Source organism: Gracilimonas sp., from assembly GCF_014762685.1.
GTDB lineage: Bacteria > Bacteroidota > Rhodothermia > Balneolales > Balneolaceae > Gracilimonas.
Genome location: NZ_JABURM010000005.1, coordinates 1,572,244 through 1,590,710, shown reverse-complemented (window position 1 = coordinate 1,590,710; position 18,467 = coordinate 1,572,244). Strand labels below are relative to the sequence as shown.

Here is an 18,467-nt window from a genome sequence, read left to right as displayed (position 1 = left end):
AGTGGCATGTTTGTATGGGTGTAAACAGGTTATACATTTATTAAAGAAACCAATTCATGCTTAAGATAAATCTCCAAACTTCTCTTTAGCCATTTCCCTGTTTTAGGCTTATATTTTCTACCCACTTACTCACTCATAAAAACAAATTTTAAAAAGGGAATTTATTATGTCACTTGGAATTAATAGCATCGAAGAACTTCTGGGAGATGAAGCTTCTGATCTTCTTAATCACAAATGTAAAACCATAAGTACAGATCGCTTGATTAAGCCTTCTGCGAACTACGTTGATGATGTTTGGTATCATTCTGACCGAAACAATCGCGTACTTCAAAATCTACAAAGATTATTGAACAATGGTCGTTTGGGTGGTACCGGTTTTCTTTCAATTCTGCCTGTGGATCAAGGGATTGAGCACTCAGCCGGGGCATCGTTTGCAAAGAATCCGGATTACTTTGACCCGGATCATATTGTAAATTTAGCAATGGAGGCCGGCTGTAATGCGGTTGCTTCTACCTTTGGTGCTCTTGCTTCTGTATCCAGAAAATATGCGCATAAGATTCCATTTGTAGTTAAAATTAACCACAATGAATTATTGACTTACCCAAATAATTATGACCAGATTATGTTTGGAACTATAGATCAGGCCTATGATATGGGAGCTGCCGCAGTTGGTGCTACGATCTATTTCGGATCTGAAGAATCAAACCGACAAATTCAAGAGGTAGCCCAGGCTTTTGCTTATGCACATGAACTTGGCATGGCTACCATTCTTTGGTGTTATACCCGAAACAGTGCGTTTAAAGTTGAGGGTGTAGATTACCATTCATCAGCAGATTTAACGGGACAGGCAAATCATATTGGAACAACCTTGGGTGCAGACATTATCAAACAGAAGCAACCTACCAATAACGGTGGCTATAAGGCACTCAATTCCGGCGACTCCAGCTATGGAAAACTGGATGAACGTATCTACTCTGAATTAACTTCTGATCATCCAATCGACTTAACTCGATATCAAGTAGCAAACTGCTTTATGGGACGTGCCGGTTTAATTAACTCAGGCGGTGCATCCGGTAAAAATGATTTTGCAGATGCGGTAAAAACTGCAATTATCAATAAACGTGCCGGCGGCATGGGGCTTATCAGTGGCCGCAAGGCATTTCAGCGACCTTTGAAAGAAGGCGTTAAGCTTTTGAATATGATACAGGATGTGTACTTAAATGACGAAATCACGCTTGCATAAAAGCGTAAATCATATGGAGCCTTACAGGGATTACCTGTAAGGCTCTTTTATTAAATCCATCCTGACCTTTATTATTTGAGTAGCCAAAACCCACATATTAAGCAACCTCAATCTCTTTTTTCCAAAAAGTATCTGATCATTTCTATTGGGCTAAGTTTAGCCACAATGGCAGCAGTTATTTATTGGACTTATACCCCCGGTGTTTTAACACATTTAGCTCCAAAACGATTACCGGGTTTAGTAATAGCGGTAATTGTATCTTTACTTAGGGTTTGGTTTTCAGCAGCTAAAATCCGCTTCCTTTCGGAAAAAAAATTAAGCTGGTTTGCTTCTATCCGAGTGGTGCTGGCATGGGATTTCACATCGGCAGTTACCCCATCAACCATTGGGGGGGCTCCATTGGCAACTTATGCAATGACCAAAGAGGGATTGAAGCTTGGAGATTCAGGGGCGATTATTTTATACGGAGTATTGCTTGATCAAATCTGGTTTGCCCTGGCGATACCTATCTTACTATTTGCGGGAATATTTTATGAGGTTGTGCCCCCGGAAATTGGCTTGGTTGGGGATGTTTCAATGGGATTACTTTACATGGGGCTATTGAGTTATGCCGGGGTATTGGCATATGGTGTGTTAGTGAATCCGGCCGCAATTAAAAAGGTGGTGAAAATAGTATTTAAACTCCCCGTATTGCGAAGAATGAGTGATAAGATTGAAGTTGAAGCGGAGAACCTTGAAGAATATGCTCATCAGCTTAGAAAAAAACCTCTAAGTTTTTTATTGAAAGCATTTTGTTTGTCAACTATGTCCTGGCTGGCGCGAATTGCTCTTCCGACAATAGTTGTACTTAGTTTACTTCCCGCACCTGAAGTGCTTTCCGTGCTCAGAAGTTTGGCCATGAATCTTGCCTTTTTGGTGGTGCCAACGCCGGGCGGAAGTGGAGGAGTAGAGGGCTTATTTGTACTTTTTCAAGGACCACTTATTACCCGGGAAGGTTTTATAGGCTTAGCTGTTTTCCTTTGGAGGATTATAAGCTACTATATTAGTATTGGCCTGGGAATGATGGCAACTACCTGGTATATCAATCAAAAAGTTGTAGAAATTCAACATCAGAATTAATATGGCTAAAGTGAAAACTCAATACGAGTGTTCAAATTGCGGATATATTTCTCCTAAATGGAATGGAAGTTGCCCATCTTGTGGCGAGTGGAATACCTTTACTGAAAAAACGATTTCCAAAAAATCATCTTCGGCCCATAAAGCTAAAGTTGAAGGGCTGGAGGCCTCAGCTTCACCCCAAAAATTAGAAGAGGTTGAAACCTCAGAAAAAAGCCGGTTTAAAAGTAATATTACTGAACTGGATAGGGTGTTGGGAGGTGGATTTCTTCCGGGATCGTATGTGCTTATTGGCGGAGAGCCCGGGGTAGGAAAAAGTACACTTACGCTTCAAATCGCCAAGGCAAATACTGATCTAACCATTCTGTATTGTGCAGGTGAAGAGTCTGCGGGACAAATTAAACAACGCGCTGCCCGATTGGGCGTGGAGTCAGATAAACTGTTTATATATAATGAAACTCAGGTAGATTCCATTATTGCGGAAGCTCAAAAAATGCAACCGGATTTACTGATTGTAGATTCCATTCAAACGGTATACAGAACCGAGTTATCAAGTATGCCTGGAAGCATTCAACAGGTAAAAGAATGCGCGGCTTTATTTCAGCAACTGGCCAAAAAGAAAAATATAACCACACTGGTTATCGGTCATGTAACAAAGGAAGGAGATATTGCAGGCCCCCGGGTTTTGGAGCACATGGTTGATACAGTACTTCAATTTGAAGGGGATAAGCAATACACGTATCGATTACTCAGAAGCTTGAAAAACCGATTTGGCGCTGCGCAGGAAGTAGGAGTTTTTGAGATGAAGTCAGATGGACTCATTGAGGTTTCTAACCCCTCAGAATTATTTATTTCGGATAAAACAAGCGGAGTAAGTGGAAATGCAGTTGTTTGTACCATGGAGGGGACCCGGCCACTGTTGATTGAAGTTCAGGCCTTAGTTACGCCATCTTCGTACGGATCGCCCCAGCGTACTGCCAATGGTTTTGACAGAAATCGGTTGGCGTTGTTACTTGCTGTTTTAGAAAAAAGAGTAGGTAAAAATTTTTCCAATCATGATGTGTACTTAAACATTGCCGGAGGATTTAAGCTCAATGACCCTGCGGGAGATTTAGGTGTATGCTGTGCTTTGGTATCGAGCCTCATGGATGAGCCAATTACATCTCATATGGCGTTTATCGGAGAAGTAGGGTTGGGTGGTGAAGTGCGAACGGTTCCTCATTTGGAGCAACGTGAAAAAGAAGCCAAAAAATTAGGATATAAAGAATTGGTGATGCCCGGCTCTAAGCAGAAAAGCGGTATTCGTTACTTACATGAAGCCATAAAAAAAGCCCTCAGGTAAAACCGGAGGGCTCGAATTCGTTACACTTCGTTTAGAAGTTGTCGCGTTCGCGACGTCGTTGTTCACGTTTCGCTTTTTTCAAAGCTTCACGTCGCTCAACAGAAGGCTTCGTATACTGCTGCCGATCTTTGTATTCATTGAGAACACGTGAACGGGTTACCAGTTTCTTAAAGCGATTTATTGCACGATCAACACTTTCGTTGTCTTTTACTTCGACTCCTAACATGAAGTATCACATCCTTTCTTTTAATTTTGTCCCATGATTGGGAACACTCAATATACAAACTCTTTTGCTGTTTTGAAATAAATGAGTGCAGCTACAAATTAATCTTATAAAACCGATGAAATAAGGTCACGGAATCACTCCACTCTATTATTAATGATCAGCTCATCAGGTATCGCCGATTCTAATACCCCGATTCCAAATAGGGCATAGTCGTACCTGGCAGGGTCTTCCGGTAATAGTATCTTCATCCTTTCAGTCAGTTCCTGAACCGCTTTCCAGTCATTTTGCTTTCTGGAAAGGAGCCCAAGCTTGCGAGCTTGTCGTGCTACATGGACATCTAAAGGAATTTTGAGCTCACTGGGAGGCATGAAAGCCATAGTGCCTGGATCAACAGGGCTGTTTTTTCGGATACACCATCTTAAGTACATATATAATCGCTTAGCGGAACTGTTTTTTTCAGGATTGGAAACATGTTTTTTGGTGCGCTGAGGAATTTGAGGGTGAAAAGTGAAGAATTGCTCGTGAAAAACGGCAATTAATTCACGGCGTTCCCTTGTTGCTTTTTCTAAGCAATAAGCCCAAAAATTTTCAAATGTTTTAAATTTTAGAAGAATGGTTTGCAAGGTTTTTGTAAGCCAATGCAAATCTATAGATTTAAATGTTCGGTGTTTAAAACCTTCAAAGCTTGGAGCATTACTTTCAGAATAATTTTTAATGAATTCAGCCGGCCGGTAATTCATGCGTCGAAGCAAATCTTCTACTTTGGCATTTACAATATCCCTGCGCCCCCAAGCCATAGTGGCGGCAAAAAAACCGGCCAGTTCTTTGTCGTTTTTATTTTCAAAAGCATGCATAAACTGAACAGGATCATCATTGATGTATTCCGGTTGTTCAATTTTATTTACTAGTTCATCAAGAAATGGTTTGAGCCTTATTAGTTCCTTTTGGGATATGGTTTTATATTTTTTTCTTTTTTGAGGCAAGGATCGGCAAGGTGATTTAAAAACTATAAATTAACAACAGAATGGCTAAAATACGTCTTATATTGCAATATTAAGCCCTGTTATTCTACAAACAAATTTTAGTCTAATTGATTCAGAATATTAAAAATTGGTTTTTTGCTTTAGTAGATGACTATATGCATGCCCGGTACGGGAAACGGAAAAGCGTGCTGTTTAAAGATCACCCTAAAGAAGTGATTGAAATAGGAGCCGGATACGGAGCTAATTTCAGATACTTGAAATCGGGGACTAGGGTAATTGCAGTTGAGCCAAATTCATCACTGCGTGATATACTCAAAAAGAGAGCGGAGCGCTTTGGAATTATTTTAGAAATTCATCACGGAGGTGCTGAGGAGTTGCTCATACCCGATAACCATGTAGAGATGGTATTAGGCAGCTTGGTATTGTGTTCTGTAAATGATCCGATCCAAGTTGTTTCTGAAATCAAGAGAGTGTTGAAAGCGGGAGGCAGGTTTGCTTATCTGGAACATGTAAAAGCTCGGGAAGGAAGTTGGGTGTATGGTATCCAACGAATGGTCAGAAAACCGTGGAAGTGTTTTTTTGATGGATGCCATGTAACACGTGATACCGGTAAGCTGATTCAAAACTCCGGATTTAAGAATGTTGATCAGCAAGCTTTTAACAGTCGTACCATATTCGTACCGATTATACCTCATATAAGCGGGGTTGCTGTTAAGTAAAAGCCAGGACGCTGAGTTATTTTAGTTATCCTTCGTGAGACGTTCGGTAAGCACTTTATTTGCTTTTGGAAAAGGATATTGCTCCAGCTCATTTCGGTGAACCCATCTTATTTCCTGACTGGATTTTGGTTTCGGTGTCCCTGAGATCAGCTTACAGAACCAAGCATGTAAAGTGATGGAAAAATGAGAATAGGTGTGTTTAAGAGTCATGAATTCTTCAAAAGCTTTTGTTTCAACATCAAGCTCTTCTTTTAATTCACGCTCAACCGTTTGCTGAATTTTCTCCTCGTCTTTTTTCTTGCCGCCGGGGAATTCCCATAAACCGCCGAGCATAGCATCTTCGGGGCGAAGTGCGATAAGTAATTTTCCGTCCTCACGCTCTAAAATTCCTACTCCTATAATGTGATGTGGCTTTTTTTTGGCCGGAGATTTGTAAGGAATAGTATCGGTTTTAGCCATTTTTGAGGCAATGCAACCCGGTTGAACCGGGCAATTTGTACAGTCCGGATTTGAGGGAGTACAAACAATAGAACCGAGCTCCATAAGTGCTTGATTAAAATCCCCGGGCTGTTTTTCATCGATTAATTCATTAGCAAACTCCTGCACTTTATTGCGGGTTTTTGAGCTTCGTGTATCTTGCTCAATCCCAAAATACCGGGTTAATACCCTAATAACATTTCCGTCAACTACAGCATTAGGTTTATTGAAAGCAATACTTGTGATTGCGGCTGCAGTATAAGGTCCAATCCCTTTTAGCTTGATGATCTCATCGTACTTTTCAGGTAGTTTTCCACCACAATTCTCAATTAAATCCTTGGCGGCTGAATGTAAATTACGGGCCCGGCTATAATAGCCCAGCCCCTCCCAGGCTTTTAAAACTTCCTGTTGATCGGCTTTTGCTAAATCATAAACCGTGGGGAAAAGTGAAATGAAATTCCGGAAATATGGAGTGGCTTGGTCAACCCGGGTTTGCTGAAGCATAATTTCTGAAACCCAGATTTTATAGGGGTCGAGTTCATCCCGCCAGGGCATGGGTCTTTTATGACCTTTATACCAAGCTAACAGGTGAGAAGAAAAATCTGCAGGTTGCAAGAATAATAAAGCTTTTAGAGGTTTTTGGAATGAATTTTAATCTTCGCTGTCGCGTGAAATATCCATTACGTTCAGGGTGACATCAATAGAAGCAGCGGCTCCCAAACGATCAGTAGCTATGATTTTGAAAGTTGATTCTCCCACTTGCCGCTCTGTTGGAGTCCATTTGAATTCTCCGGTTTTTTCATTGATGGAAGCACCATCAGGCAAGTCGACTCCAATGTAGCGTACTAATGAATTTTGAGGGCTGTCAGGATCAGTTGCATTGAATTCAACAACATATTCTTCGTTTACGGCGATACTTGTATTGCGTACCGGGGTGAATCGGGGTGGGGAATTAAAAGACCTGACATCCACTATAAAACGCGTACTGTCCGATTCTCCTTCAGCGTTAGTAGCAACAATATTAAACCAATAATTTCCGATTTGGTTGACCGAAGGCTGCCAGAAAAATCCTTGTTTGCGAATTTTGGCATTGTCAGCATTGGAGCGGTATGAAAACTCGACTTCACTGACCGGATAGTTTCCCTGCATTTCTAATGGCATAATCAGAGGGCTCGGATAAGTGATTACTTGATTTGGGATAGCTTTAATTTTAAAGTCAGAATCTGAGCCTTGTACAACCTCAGCTGATTTCTCTTTTAATAGGACTGTAGTAATTTTATCGTTTTCGGCAATCCATAGGCGGCTGGAACTGTTAGCGATAAAATTTCCTGATTTTGTATCTTCTTTCCACAAACTTAGCAAGCCTGAATTGTCTGTTGTCCAAACCCGCCCTGAGTTGGTTCTTACTAAAATTCGATTATTCCATCTCACAATTTTTTGAACAGGCTCATTTGTGATACCAATGCGTTTTCCAATGCCGGTTGATCTGATTTCAAAAATCTCTCCATTACCGGTACTTCCCCAAACTTCTTCCTCATCAATGAAAATATGTGAGAGGGGTGATCTGAGCGAAATATTTTGAGACCGCTCTAAATTTGATTCTTTTTGCTTAAAAACGATTAGTGAAGGAGCATCAGTAAGTACAAAAAGTTGATTGCTGAAGTCGGTGGTTCGAATATCCAGAACGGAAGCACCTGAAAGATCACTTGCAGCCATTCTTTGAACCTTAGTATCAACTGATTCAGGAGTTTCCAGGGAAACCATACCTAATCCACCATCCCCTAAAGCAATGTAAAGGTTGTTATCAATACGGGCGGCAGCTCTTGGCCGTTCCGGAAGAAAAGTGGAAGAATAAACTCCAAGAGGAGAAGTAGGTTCAAGCACGGTTAATCTTCGCGAATCACCGAATAAATAGGCAAACCGGATGTCAGCCATAATTCTATTTCCCCGGCGTTGCATTCCAGTGGAGGTATAAAGCCATTGGAGGGAATCAGGATAAGCTCTGAAAACAGCCATTCCTTCTTCTTCAGAAAGCACATAAAGGTGAGTTGGAGAGGCTTCCATAGTCACTACATCCGGGATTTCCATGAGCTGGCTGTAATCCTGAACTAACTTTTGTTGGGCGTTGGTTTGGGTTCCAAATAAAATAATCGAGAATAAAAAGAGAGCAATTTTCGATGTAAAATTCATATTTCTATAACCAATTATGCATTTTATACCAGTGTATAGTTCGTGAAATTCCTTCAGACAAAGAAACTTTTGACTGGTAATCTAATTCTTTTTCAGCTTTTTTGGAGCTACAGGTCCATTCCAGGATAAGCTCATTTGCTTTTTCTTTGTTAATAACGGGATAGATGCCAAATAATGATGCAACATTTTCAATCAAGCCGGCTGCTTTTTTCACTAACTTTGGTTTTATCTTGAGAGGTATCGTTTTCTTGCCTAATACTTTGGAAGTAATAGCCCTGATATCATTCCAGGAATGAGTTCCTTCACCTGAAATAAAATAAGTATGAACACCTTCATCTGTTTTATTTGCTGCCCGTAATATTCCATCCACTAAATCGCTCACATACACCATCGAAACCCGCGGATTGTTCCCATCTCCGACAATAGGGCAAATTCCTTTAGCACATGCTTTAAAGAAGGAATAAATTTGGTCTTCCCGTGGACCATATACAGCCGGGGGCCGGATAATTTTAATACTGTCGTTTTTTTTAGCTGCTGCTTTTATACGTGCTTCCATCTCTTTTTTGGATTCCCCATACATACTTACCGGATTCATCGGTTCATTTTCCCTTTTGGGAGTTCCGTTGCTGGGGCCTGCGGCCGCAAGAGAAGAAAGAACTACAATATTTTTTACTCCTTTTTTTTGAGCTAAACGCACGAGATTTTCTGTGGCATCAACATTGGCCTGAGTAAATTCTTTCTTTGAAGGCGCTTTAACAATAGCGGCAATATGAAAAAGCACATCAACATTTTCTAAGCCCTTACCCAATGCTTTTAAATCATTAAGATCTCCTCCTATGGTTTTAAAAGTCATTCCACGCAACCATTTTTCGCTGCTTCGGACCAGGCATCGCACCTCATTATATTCCGGAGAGTTTATGAGTGCTTCCACCAAATGACTTCCAATAAAACCTGTTCCTCCGGTTACAAAGGCTTTCATTAATTTCCTTATATTTGAAGATTATTTAGACTGAAAAAGAGATAATAGCAAGAATCATCGCAGGGCAATTAAGATACAAATATGCCATCTGCTTTTAAATTTTTATGAAAGAATTAAGAGTCGCCCTTTTTACAGGCAATTATAATCACATTAAGGATGGAGTTTCTCTCACTTTAAATCGGTTGGTTAAATTTTTAGAGGATCAGGGAATACCTGTATTGGTGTTTGGGCCGACAATAAAGGAGCCTGCGCTTAATCATAATGGCAGATTGGTTCCTTTACCGTCTATACGCATGCCGGTCTCAAATCGGGGTGAATATAGGGTAACAACGGGATTGTCTGTTAAAGCGGAGCAAGAACTGGAAGAATTTAATCCTACTCTTGTGCATATTGCTACTCCTGACCGGGGAGGTTATAAGGCACTTAAATGGGCTCAAAAAAATAATGTACAGGTAGTAGGTTCATATCATACCCACTTTACAAGCTATCTGAAATACTATGGATTGAACTTTATTGAATTCATAGCCTGGAGGTATTTGAGCTGGTTTTATAGTTCTTGTGCCCATGTTTATGTACCCTCACAGTCTATGATAGACGAATTGATCACCCAGGGTTTTGATACAAAAATGAAAATCTGGGCTCGGGGGGTAAATACAAAGTTGTTTTCTCCGGATAAAAGGGATGAACAATGGCGGGCAGAGATGGGTTTTAAAAAGGATGATATTGTAGTTAGTTTTGTTTCACGTTTAGTATGGGAAAAGGAATTAAATACTTTTAGATATAGTGTGCAGCAATTGGCTTCCAATAATAAAAATGTAAAAGCATTGGTTGTAGGAGACGGCCCTGCAAAACAAGAATTGCAAGAATTGATGCCGGAAGCTTGCTACACAGGTTTTTTGGAAGGTGAAGATTTGGCAAGAGCTTATGCCAGCAGTGATGTGTTTTTGTTTCCATCTCATACCGAAACTTTTGGAAATGTAACTTTAGAAGCGATGAGCAGTGGTTTACCCTGCCTGGTTGCGGATGCTACCGGCAGTAAATCACTCGTAGAACATGGAGTGAACGGTTGCCTGGCAGAGCCCGGGAATAAAGCTGATTTTGCCAAAAAATTGTCCCTGATAGTTTCTGAGAAAGAGCTTCGAGAGCAGATGAAAAAAGAATCTCGAAACAAAGCGCTGAAATATGAGTGGGATGAAATAAACGGGAAGCTGGTGGAAAATTATAAAGAAGCATTGAGCTTACCTTCTCCAAAGAATTATTTATAAAATACTATAATAACTGAATGAAAATAATTGACATAGCTGAATTTTATACGGATCAGGGCGGAGGGGTAAAAACCTATATTAACCAAAAGCTGAAATTCGGTTCTCAACTGGGACATGAAGTGGTAATTGTGGCACCTGGAAAAGATTGGGGAGAAGAAGAACGACATGGTGGCCGGGTGATCTGGGTTAAAGGGCCCAGGCTTCCGGTTGATTGGCGATATCATATTTTATGGAGAGAAAAAGCAGTCCACCAGATTTTGGACCATGAAAAGCCGGATATTGTGGAGGGTTCTTCTCCCTGGACAGGGGGCTGGTTTGCCGGCCGGTGGAAGGGAGATGCTGTTAAAACCTTTATTTTTCATCAGGATCCTGTAGCGGCCTATCCACACACTTTCTTTGGAAATGCATTTGGATTCGACCGTGTAGACAATTTTTTCGGCTTCTACTGGAAATATTTGCAGCGATTAAGCAGTAGATTTGATGCCACTATTGTAAGCGGAAGCTGGCTGGCTGAGCGAATTGAAAAATATGGAGTGAATAATCCAATACCGGTTCCTTTCGGAATTGAAAAGGATTTTTTTTCACCTGAGAGACGAGACGAAAAACTCCGGGCAAAACTTTTAGCTGATTTTGGACTCCCTGAAGAAGCACATTTGATGATTGCTATCAGCCGTCATCATCCGGAAAAAAGATTAGGTACAGTGATTGATGGCTTTCGGGAAGCGGCAAAAGAAAAACCTATGGGCTTGATGATTTTTGGAGATGGCCCCATCAATAAATATGTGAATTTTAAAGCCGGTAAATCTGAGAATGTTAAAGTGATGGGGTTTACGGAAAATCGCGAACAACTGGCCGATTTAATAGCTTCATCCGATTATTTTGTGCATGGTTCAGCAGCAGAAACATATGGGATTGTAGTAGCTGAAGCAGTATGCAGCGGTTTGCCGGTAGTAGTACCACGCAGGGGTGGTGCAGCTGATATCGCAAATCCGGAGATAGGTGAAACGTATGATACGGGAGATGCAGAATCATTTAAGAAAGCGGTATTAAAACTGGTCCACAGGGATAGAAAGAAATTGGTTGAAGCTACTAAAATTGCGGCTCGAAATGATATTGTTACAATGGAAGGTCATTTTGAAATGTTATTTGAAACTTATGCCAGATTATTGGAAAATAAGCACAGTAAAGTCTGAAGTACTTAAAGAGCATGCTCAAATACGCGAATTAAATTGATATGTAATTCAGTAGCAGACCAATATATTTATTATCTTTGACACGATAATTTGAACCTATGTCAACAGCCGGTAGTTAACACTGTCTTTCCCAGGATGTGATTGAAAATTAATACTGGCTATATTTTGATGTTTATTTAGAATCTTTGTTAAGGAATCACCGAATGGCCGATCAAAAATCCAGCGCCACAAAATCAGACATTTTTTCCAAAGCTTTTAATTTTACAAAAGCGGATGAAGTCAAAGCTATGGGGCTATATCCGTACTTTAAGCCTCTTGAAGCAACGGATGGAACAGTTGTAGAAATTGAAGGGAAAAGAGTTATTATGGCAGGTTCCAATAATTATTTGGGACTTACCAACGATCAACGGACAATAAAAGCTGCCCAAGAAGCACTTACTAAATATGGGACGGGATGTACCGGTTCCCGGTATTTAAATGGTACCCTCGACAGCCATCTGGAGCTCGAAGACAAGCTCGCAAAATTCATGGGTAAAGAAGGATGCGTTCTTTTTAGCACTGGTTATCAAACTAATGAAGGTTCAATTCAAACCATAGCCGGCAGAAATGATATTATTTTTTCTGATAAGGATAATCATGCTTGTATAGTAGTAGGTACATTGGTTTCAAATGCCAAAACAGTTCGATATCATCATAACGATATGGATCAGTTGCGCAAACTTTTAGAAAGGGCTGATCCTGATGCCGGTAAAATCATTATCACGGATGGGGTCTTCTCCATGTCGGGTACGCTTGCAAATGTGCCCGAACTGGTAAAATTAGCTAAAGAATTTAATGCTCGTCTTTACCTAGATGATGCTCATGCTGTTGGAGTAGTGGGTAAAGGGGGGCGAGGGTCTGCTTCAGTATTTGGATTAACTGATGAAGTTGACTTAATCAGCGGAACTTTTTCCAAATCATTCGCTTCTCTCGGTGGATTTTTAGTTGGGGAAAAACCCGTCATTGAATACATCCGTCACAATTCTCCGGCCCACATTTTTAGTGCTTCCATGCCTCCTGCAAATGTAGCAACAGTATTAAAGGCGCTCGAGATTTTGCAGGAAGAGCCGTGGAGACTGGAAAGATTGGAAGAAATTGCTAATTACATGCGTAAAGAATTACGCGGGTTAGGATTCAATGTTTGGAGCAGCCAAAGCCCTATCATTCCGGTAGTGATTGGTGAAATGATGGATTGTTTTAAATTCTGGAAAGATCTTTTTGAAGAAGGAGTGTATGCAAATGCTGTGGTACCTCCGGCGGTACCTCAGGGGCAGTCGCTATTGAGAACCAGCTATATGGCCAGTCACACTGATGAGCACTTGGATCAAATTTTGGAAGCTTTCCGAAAAGTAGGTCTGAAACATGGTGTTATAGACAGAAACGGTCACTCTGAAATAGAATGAAAACCAATTTCATCAAGGTTATATGAATAGTTCAAGTGTAACCATCGTTTCAACAAAAGAAGAAACGAAGCGCTTTGTAAATTTCATATATTCGTTTTATGAGGGAGAAGAACACTGGGTGCCGCCGTTGCGGATGGATCAGAAAAAGCTGATCAACACCGATAAAAATCCATTTTTTGAGAACGCCGAAATAGCTCTTTTTTTGGCAGAAAAAGACGGCAAGGACGTAGGTCGCATTGCTGCAATTGTAGATCATCGGTTTAACGAGTTTCATGGTACTAAAACCGGTCACTTTGGTTTTTTTGAATGTATAAATGATCAGCATACGGCAAACTTATTATTTCGTGTAGCTTCTGATTGGTTAAAAGATAAGGGGATGACCAAGGTTTTAGGGCCGGCCAGCCCAAGCATGATGGATACCATAGGTGTTTTAATTGAGGGGTATGATAAAGACCCTTATATATTGATGCCTTATAATTATCCTTATTATGATGAGCTGATATTAAATTCCGGTTTTTCCAAAGAGATGGATATGTATGCCTATATCGTGGATACGGAATCAGTTGCGGTAGAGAGGATGGAAATGGCCAAGAAGATTGTAAAGCGCCGCATACCGGATCTGGAAATACGCCCGATCAATCTCAACGACATGGATTCTGAAATTAAGATTGTTCGAGAGATATTTAATCAGGCATGGAAAGATAACTGGGGATTCATACCGCTTTCCGAAAAAGAATTTGAAGCCGCCGGTAAAGACCTGAAAATGATTATAGACACAGACTTTGCCCATGTGGCTGAAGTTAAGGGAGAACCGATTGGGTTTTCTATTGGTTTGCCAAATATTAATGAGATTCTAAAAACCATGAATGGGAGATTATTTCCATTTGGGATTTTTAAGCTGCTTTGGGGTAAGCGAAAACTAAAAAGCCTCAGGACAGCTTTAATGGGCGTTATTCCGAAATATCAAGGAAAGGGAGTAGATGCATTGCTGCATCAGCGATCGATAAAGAATGGCTTGGAAAATGAAGGTAAAACTATATCTGAGTTAAGCTGGATTTTAGAAACCAATACTGAAATGATTCGTGTTGCTGAACGAATCGGGGGAAAGCTCGATAAAACCTATCGCATGTACTCTAAAGAGCTTTAATTTCACCTCTCCATTTTTAACACTCATTTCACAACATCTACATAGTTTTTCCTTATCTTTTTAAGGCTTGGAAGTAAAATATTGGCTTACTCCTAAAGGTCAGCACAGGTTTGCTGTTACTTACGGGCTAATTAATTATCAACAAAAAAACTAAACGACAAAAGATGAGCGAATTTCGTATCGAGAAAGACTCTATGGGTGAAGTAAAGGTTCCAAAAGATGCTTTATATGGAGCTCAAACACAACGTGCACATGATAACTTTCCGGTAAGCGGTATTAAATTCAGCCGTGAGTTTATTGAAGCTTTGGGATATGTGAAGAAAACGGCTGCTATTGTAAACACAGAATTAGGGCTCTTGGATGAAGGGGTCTCTTTAGCTATTCAAGCCGCAGCACAGGAAGTAGCAGACGGACTTCATGACAAAGAATTTGTGATAGATATTTTTCAGACCGGATCGGGTACTTCCACCAATATGAATGCCAATGAAGTTATTGCTCATCGGGCCAATGAACTTAAGAAAAACCTGAAGGTAGATATACATCCGAACGATCACATCAATTACGGACAAAGTTCAAATGATGTAATCCCGACTGCTATTCGCGTAGCTGCTGTTAAAGGCGTAAAAAATGACCTGATCCCGGCGCTTGAGCATCTCAACAAAACCTTCCTGGAAAAAGGAAAAGAATATTCAGATGTGGTAAAAACGGGACGTACGCATCTCATGGATGCCATGCCGGTTACCATAGAACAAGAGTTTGGCGGATATGCCCGCCAGGTTGAACTGGGAATTAAACGGGTTGAGTCTGCTCTTGAGCGGGTGAGTGAGCTTCCACAAGGAGGGACGGCTGTTGGAACCGGAATTAATACGCATAAAGATTTTGGTAAAAAATTCGCCGCAAAAATATCTGAATTGACGGGCCAATCATTTACTGAAGCTGAAAATCATTTTGAAGCGCAAGCCACCGTGGATGCTCCCGTTGAACTAAGCGGACAGCTTAAAACTATTGCGGTTGGCTTAATGAAAATAGGAAATGACTTAAGGTGGATGAATTCAGGTCCTAACAGTGGTATTGGAGAGGTAGAGTTAGCCGCACTTCAACCCGGCTCTTCTATTATGCCTGGAAAAGTGAATCCGGTGATAGAAGAATCTTTGACTATGGTTTGTGCGCAGGTGATCGGAAACGATGCAACGGTAACCATCGGTGGGCAGGCCGGTAATTTTGAACTCAATGTGATGTTGCCTGTAGTAGCTCACAATCTATTGGAATCTATCAATATTTTAGCCAATTCAGCCCGCAATCTAGCCGATCGTTCTGTTTCAAAATTAAGTGTAAAAAAAGAACGCATTGCTGATATGGTGGGCAGAAATCCAATTTTAGTTACAGCTTTAAACCCAATTATTGGATATGATTTAGCTGCTAAAATTGCCAAAAAAGCCTTTGCCGATGGGCGACCGCTTAAAGATGTGGCCAAAGAGATGACTGATTTATCTGACAAAGAATTAGATAAAGCCCTGGATCCGATTAAAATGACGAAAGGTGGTTTTACTGAATAACCAAGCTTTTGGTAACACAAAGGCCTCCGCTTTTTAAAGGAAAAAGAACGATAGGCGCGATGGAGACTGTTTCATAAAAAAGCGCTTTTCCGTATTATATCGCCCCGTTTGTAAGGGCGCTTTCCTGAAATTTCAGAACAACAATTTAAAAAATGGCCCAAGTAAAAAATAAGACGAAAAAAACCAAGTTTACCGCTGCTCAGAAGAAAGAAATCCTTGCAGATTTTAAGTTGGGTTGGGTAAGCCGGCATATGTCGTTGATTGGCAGAAAAGAAGTGCTGACCGGAAAAGCCAAGTTCGGAATTTTTGGAGATGGAAAGGAGATTCCACAGATTGCACTGTCAAAACAATTTCAGGAAGGAGATTTCCGCTCCGGCTATTATAGAGATCAAACATTAATGTTGGCTTTGGGGCAGGTAACTCCACAGCAACTTTTTGCTCAACTTTATGCTCACGCCGATGTGGAAGCTGATCCAAGTTCAGCCGGTCGACAAATGAATTCTCATTTTGGCACTCGATTGATAGATGAAGAAGGAAACTGGATCGATCAAACAAAATCCAAGAATACAGCTTCTGATATATCACCGACAGCCGGACAAATGGCGCGTCTTTTAGGGCTTGCTCAGGCCTCTAAAGTGTACAGAAATGAAAAAGCACTGAAAGGGAAAGAATGGAAGAAGTTTTCTAATAAAGGAAATGAGATTGCTTTTGGAACCATCGGTGATGCCAGTACTTCGGAAGGGGTATTTTGGGAATCTATAAATGCCGGTGGTGTTTTACAGATACCCATGGTAGTGTCAGTATGGGACGACGGTTTTGGGATTTCAGTTTCAAAAAAATATCAAACTACTAAAGAGAGTATTTCTGAAGTGCTTAGCGGTTTTCAACGCACGGAAGATAAACCGGGCTATGAGATTTTGACTGCAAAAGCCTGGGATTATCAAGGGCTCATTGAAACCTATGAAAAGGCTGCTAAAATAGCTCGCGAGAAACATGTACCCGTATTGGTTCATGTAATGGAAGTTACCCAGCCTCAAGGACATTCAACTTCCGGATCTCATGAACGCTACAAATCGGAAGAGCGCCTGAAGTGGGAAGAAGAATATTGTTGCCTTGAAAAACTTCGCCACTGGATTATTGATAACGATATTGCGAAGGCTAAAAAGCTTGACGAGCTGGAACAGGAGGCTCAGGATGAAGTAACTGAAGCCAAAACAGCAGCATGGAAAGCATTCATGGATCCTATCAAAGAGGAAAAGGCTACTGTTATCGATCTGATTAACAAGCTTAAGGATGAGTCAGGTGTTGAAAAAGCAGGTGAGTTTGCCAGGAAATTGAAAAACTATCCGAACGCAATACGTAAAGATATTTTGTCTGCAGCCCGAAGTGCCTTAGCTGTTACAGCCGGGAAAAATGGAGATGCAAGGGAAAAACTTGCTGAATGGGTTAAAAAATCCCGGGAAGAAAATAAAGAGCGATATAATTCTCATTTGTACAGTGAAACTCCAAAATCCCCATTAAAAGTAGAAGAAGTAAAACCGGAATATCCTGACAAACCGGAAAGGGTAGATGGTCGATTGGTGATTCGTGAAAATTTTGATTCTATTTTTGAAAAATATCCAAATACACTGGTCTTTGGTGAAGATTCAGGTAAACTGGGCGGTGTAAACAAAGGCCTTGAAGGCATGCAAGAGAAATTCGGTGAAATTCGTGTAAGTGACACGGGTATCCGGGAAGCAACCATCTTAGGGCAGGGAATTGGGATGGCCATTCGCGGCTTAAGGCCAATTACTGAAATCCAGTATCTGGATTATCTGCTCTATTGTTTCCAGGGTATTTCTGACGATTTGGCCACCCTTAGATATAGAACTAAAGGCGGTCAGGCTGCCCCTTTGATTATTAGAACGCGAGGACACCGACTGGAAGGAATTTGGCACTCTGGATCACCGATGGGAATGATCATAAACGGGGCGAGAGGGGTGCATTTATGTGTACCGCGAAATCTTACAGAAGCGGCCGGTTTCTATAATACCTTGCTTCAGGGGGATGACCCCGCTATAGTTGTTGAGCCTTTAAACGGTTACCGGCTCAAAGAAAATCTTCCGACTAACCTTGGTGAATTCACTATGCCGCTTGGTAAACCCGAAGTGGTGGAAGAGGGTACCGATATTACCGTAGTTTCATACGGTTCCACTTTTAATATCATTGAAAGCCTTATTCCGCAACTTAACGAAGCAGGGATTTCTATGGAGTTGATAGACGTTCGCACACTGCTTCCATTTGATCTGGATCATGTAATTGGAAAATCACTTGAGAAGACAAATCGTTTGTTAGTGGTTGACGAAGATGTACCCGGAGGGGCATCGGCTTATATCATGCAAAAAGTACTCGAAGAGCAAGACGGATACTTCCATCTGGATTCTGAGCCGAAATGTGTTACGGCTCATGATCATCGTCCGGCTTATGCCTCTGATGGTGATTACTTCAGTAAGCCCAATGCCGAGGATATTTTTGAGGCGATTTATGAAATCATGAGAGAAGCAGATCCGGAGCGTTTTCCGGCAATTTATTAGTCATTAGCTGACGGTT

15 protein-coding genes are annotated in these 18,467 nt (G+C 41.0%); 10 read left to right on the top strand and 5 right to left on the bottom strand.

Going from position 1 to position 18,467, the window contains the following annotated elements; translation table 11 throughout:
• Positions 1-166: 166 nt before the first annotated feature.
• From HUJ22_RS07270 to radA, 3 genes are all read left to right on the top strand, one after another.
• A complete protein-coding gene (locus tag HUJ22_RS07270) occupies positions 167-1,243 on the top strand; it encodes a class I fructose-bisphosphate aldolase (RefSeq protein WP_290875707.1) in 1,077 nt (358 codons plus the stop codon).
• A gap of 75 nt (positions 1,244-1,318) precedes the next feature.
• The gene (locus HUJ22_RS07265; RefSeq protein ID WP_290875705.1) at positions 1,319-2,362 is read left to right on the top strand and encodes a lysylphosphatidylglycerol synthase transmembrane domain-containing protein; all 1,044 of its coding nucleotides are present in this window, start codon (positions 1,319-1,321) and stop codon (positions 2,360-2,362) included.
• A 1-nt stretch (position 2,363) separates the two neighbouring features.
• The gene (radA, locus tag HUJ22_RS07260) at positions 2,364-3,701 is read left to right on the top strand and encodes a DNA repair protein RadA (RefSeq protein ID WP_290875703.1); all 1,338 of its coding nucleotides are present in this window, start codon (positions 2,364-2,366) and stop codon (positions 3,699-3,701) included.
• A 31-nt stretch (positions 3,702-3,732) separates the two neighbouring features.
• Here radA and rpsU read toward each other — a convergent pair whose 3' ends face one another.
• A complete protein-coding gene (gene rpsU, locus HUJ22_RS07255; RefSeq protein ID WP_290875701.1) occupies positions 3,733-3,927 on the bottom strand; it encodes a 30S ribosomal protein S21 in 195 nt (64 codons plus the stop codon).
• 134 nt (positions 3,928-4,061) lie between these two features.
• Complete coding sequence (locus HUJ22_RS07250; RefSeq protein WP_290875699.1) at positions 4,062-4,910, bottom strand: TIGR02757 family protein; 849 nt, start codon at positions 4,908-4,910, stop codon at positions 4,062-4,064.
• 107 nt (positions 4,911-5,017) lie between these two features.
• On the opposite strand from HUJ22_RS07250, the gene HUJ22_RS07245 reads away from it, so the two are divergent.
• A complete protein-coding gene (locus HUJ22_RS07245; RefSeq protein WP_290875697.1) occupies positions 5,018-5,629 on the top strand; it encodes a class I SAM-dependent methyltransferase in 612 nt (203 codons plus the stop codon).
• Positions 5,630-5,650: 21 nt separating this feature from the next.
• Here the strand turns inward: HUJ22_RS07245 and mutY are convergent, their stop codons facing one another.
• Genes mutY through HUJ22_RS07230 form a run of 3 tightly spaced genes read right to left on the bottom strand, consistent with a single transcriptional unit; the run spans position 5,651 to position 9,275 of the window.
• On the bottom strand, positions 5,651-6,721 hold the full coding sequence (gene mutY / locus HUJ22_RS07240; RefSeq protein ID WP_290875695.1) for an A/G-specific adenine glycosylase: 1,071 nt from the start codon (positions 6,719-6,721) through the stop codon (positions 5,651-5,653).
• A 36-nt stretch (positions 6,722-6,757) separates the two neighbouring features.
• Positions 6,758-8,296 carry an Ig domain-containing protein gene (locus HUJ22_RS07235; RefSeq protein ID WP_290875693.1) on the bottom strand — a complete coding sequence of 513 codons (1,539 nt, stop codon included), beginning with the start codon at positions 8,294-8,296 and terminating at the stop codon, positions 6,758-6,760.
• Between the two features lie 4 nt (positions 8,297-8,300).
• On the bottom strand, positions 8,301-9,275 hold the full coding sequence (locus HUJ22_RS07230) for an NAD(P)-dependent oxidoreductase (protein ID WP_290875691.1): 975 nt from the start codon (positions 9,273-9,275) through the stop codon (positions 8,301-8,303).
• Between the two features lie 104 nt (positions 9,276-9,379).
• On the opposite strand from HUJ22_RS07230, the gene HUJ22_RS07225 reads away from it, so the two are divergent.
• The 6 genes from HUJ22_RS07225 (at position 9,380) to HUJ22_RS07200 (ending at position 18,451) form a co-directional block, all read left to right on the top strand.
• Complete coding sequence (locus HUJ22_RS07225; protein ID WP_290875689.1) at positions 9,380-10,540, top strand: glycosyltransferase family 1 protein; 1,161 nt, start codon at positions 9,380-9,382, stop codon at positions 10,538-10,540.
• Between the two features lie 17 nt (positions 10,541-10,557).
• Positions 10,558-11,733, top strand: coding sequence for a glycosyltransferase (locus HUJ22_RS07220; protein WP_290875687.1), 1,176 nt, complete (start codon positions 10,558-10,560; stop codon positions 11,731-11,733).
• Between the two features lie 203 nt (positions 11,734-11,936).
• Positions 11,937-13,175, top strand: coding sequence for an aminotransferase class I/II-fold pyridoxal phosphate-dependent enzyme (locus HUJ22_RS07215; RefSeq protein ID WP_290875685.1), 1,239 nt, complete (start codon positions 11,937-11,939; stop codon positions 13,173-13,175).
• 22 nt (positions 13,176-13,197) lie between these two features.
• Positions 13,198-14,322, top strand: coding sequence for a GNAT family N-acetyltransferase (locus HUJ22_RS07210; protein ID WP_290875683.1), 1,125 nt, complete (start codon positions 13,198-13,200; stop codon positions 14,320-14,322).
• Between the two features lie 164 nt (positions 14,323-14,486).
• On the top strand, positions 14,487-15,878 hold the full coding sequence (locus tag HUJ22_RS07205; protein WP_290875681.1) for a class II fumarate hydratase: 1,392 nt from the start codon (positions 14,487-14,489) through the stop codon (positions 15,876-15,878).
• Positions 15,879-16,030: 152 nt separating this feature from the next.
• Positions 16,031-18,451, top strand: coding sequence for a thiamine pyrophosphate-dependent enzyme (locus HUJ22_RS07200; protein ID WP_290875679.1), 2,421 nt, complete (start codon positions 16,031-16,033; stop codon positions 18,449-18,451).
• The last annotated feature ends 16 nt before the right edge of the window (positions 18,452-18,467 follow it).

Bases quoted from the DNA above. Each gene is read 5' to 3' on its own strand.
- HUJ22_RS07270 (WP_290875707.1), top strand. From the start codon at position 167: ATGTCACTTGGAATTAATAGCATCGAAGAACTTCTGGGAGATGAAGCT.
- HUJ22_RS07210 (WP_290875683.1), top strand. From the start codon at position 13,198: ATGAATAGTTCAAGTGTAACCATCGTTTCAACAAAAGAAGAAACGAAG.
- HUJ22_RS07205 (WP_290875681.1), top strand. From the start codon at position 14,487: ATGAGCGAATTTCGTATCGAGAAAGACTCTATGGGTGAAGTAAAGGTT.
- HUJ22_RS07215 (WP_290875685.1), top strand. From the start codon at position 11,937: ATGGCCGATCAAAAATCCAGCGCCACAAAATCAGACATTTTTTCCAAA.
- rpsU (WP_290875701.1), bottom strand. From the start codon at position 3,927: ATGTTAGGAGTCGAAGTAAAAGACAACGAAAGTGTTGATCGTGCAATA.
- radA (WP_290875703.1), top strand. From the start codon at position 2,364: ATGGCTAAAGTGAAAACTCAATACGAGTGTTCAAATTGCGGATATATT.
- HUJ22_RS07225 (WP_290875689.1), top strand. From the start codon at position 9,380: ATGAAAGAATTAAGAGTCGCCCTTTTTACAGGCAATTATAATCACATT.
- HUJ22_RS07200 (WP_290875679.1), top strand. From the start codon at position 16,031: ATGGCCCAAGTAAAAAATAAGACGAAAAAAACCAAGTTTACCGCTGCT.
- HUJ22_RS07235 (WP_290875693.1), bottom strand. From the start codon at position 8,296: ATGAATTTTACATCGAAAATTGCTCTCTTTTTATTCTCGATTATTTTA.
- HUJ22_RS07230 (WP_290875691.1), bottom strand. From the start codon at position 9,275: ATGAAAGCCTTTGTAACCGGAGGAACAGGTTTTATTGGAAGTCATTTG.
- HUJ22_RS07220 (WP_290875687.1), top strand. From the start codon at position 10,558: ATGAAAATAATTGACATAGCTGAATTTTATACGGATCAGGGCGGAGGG.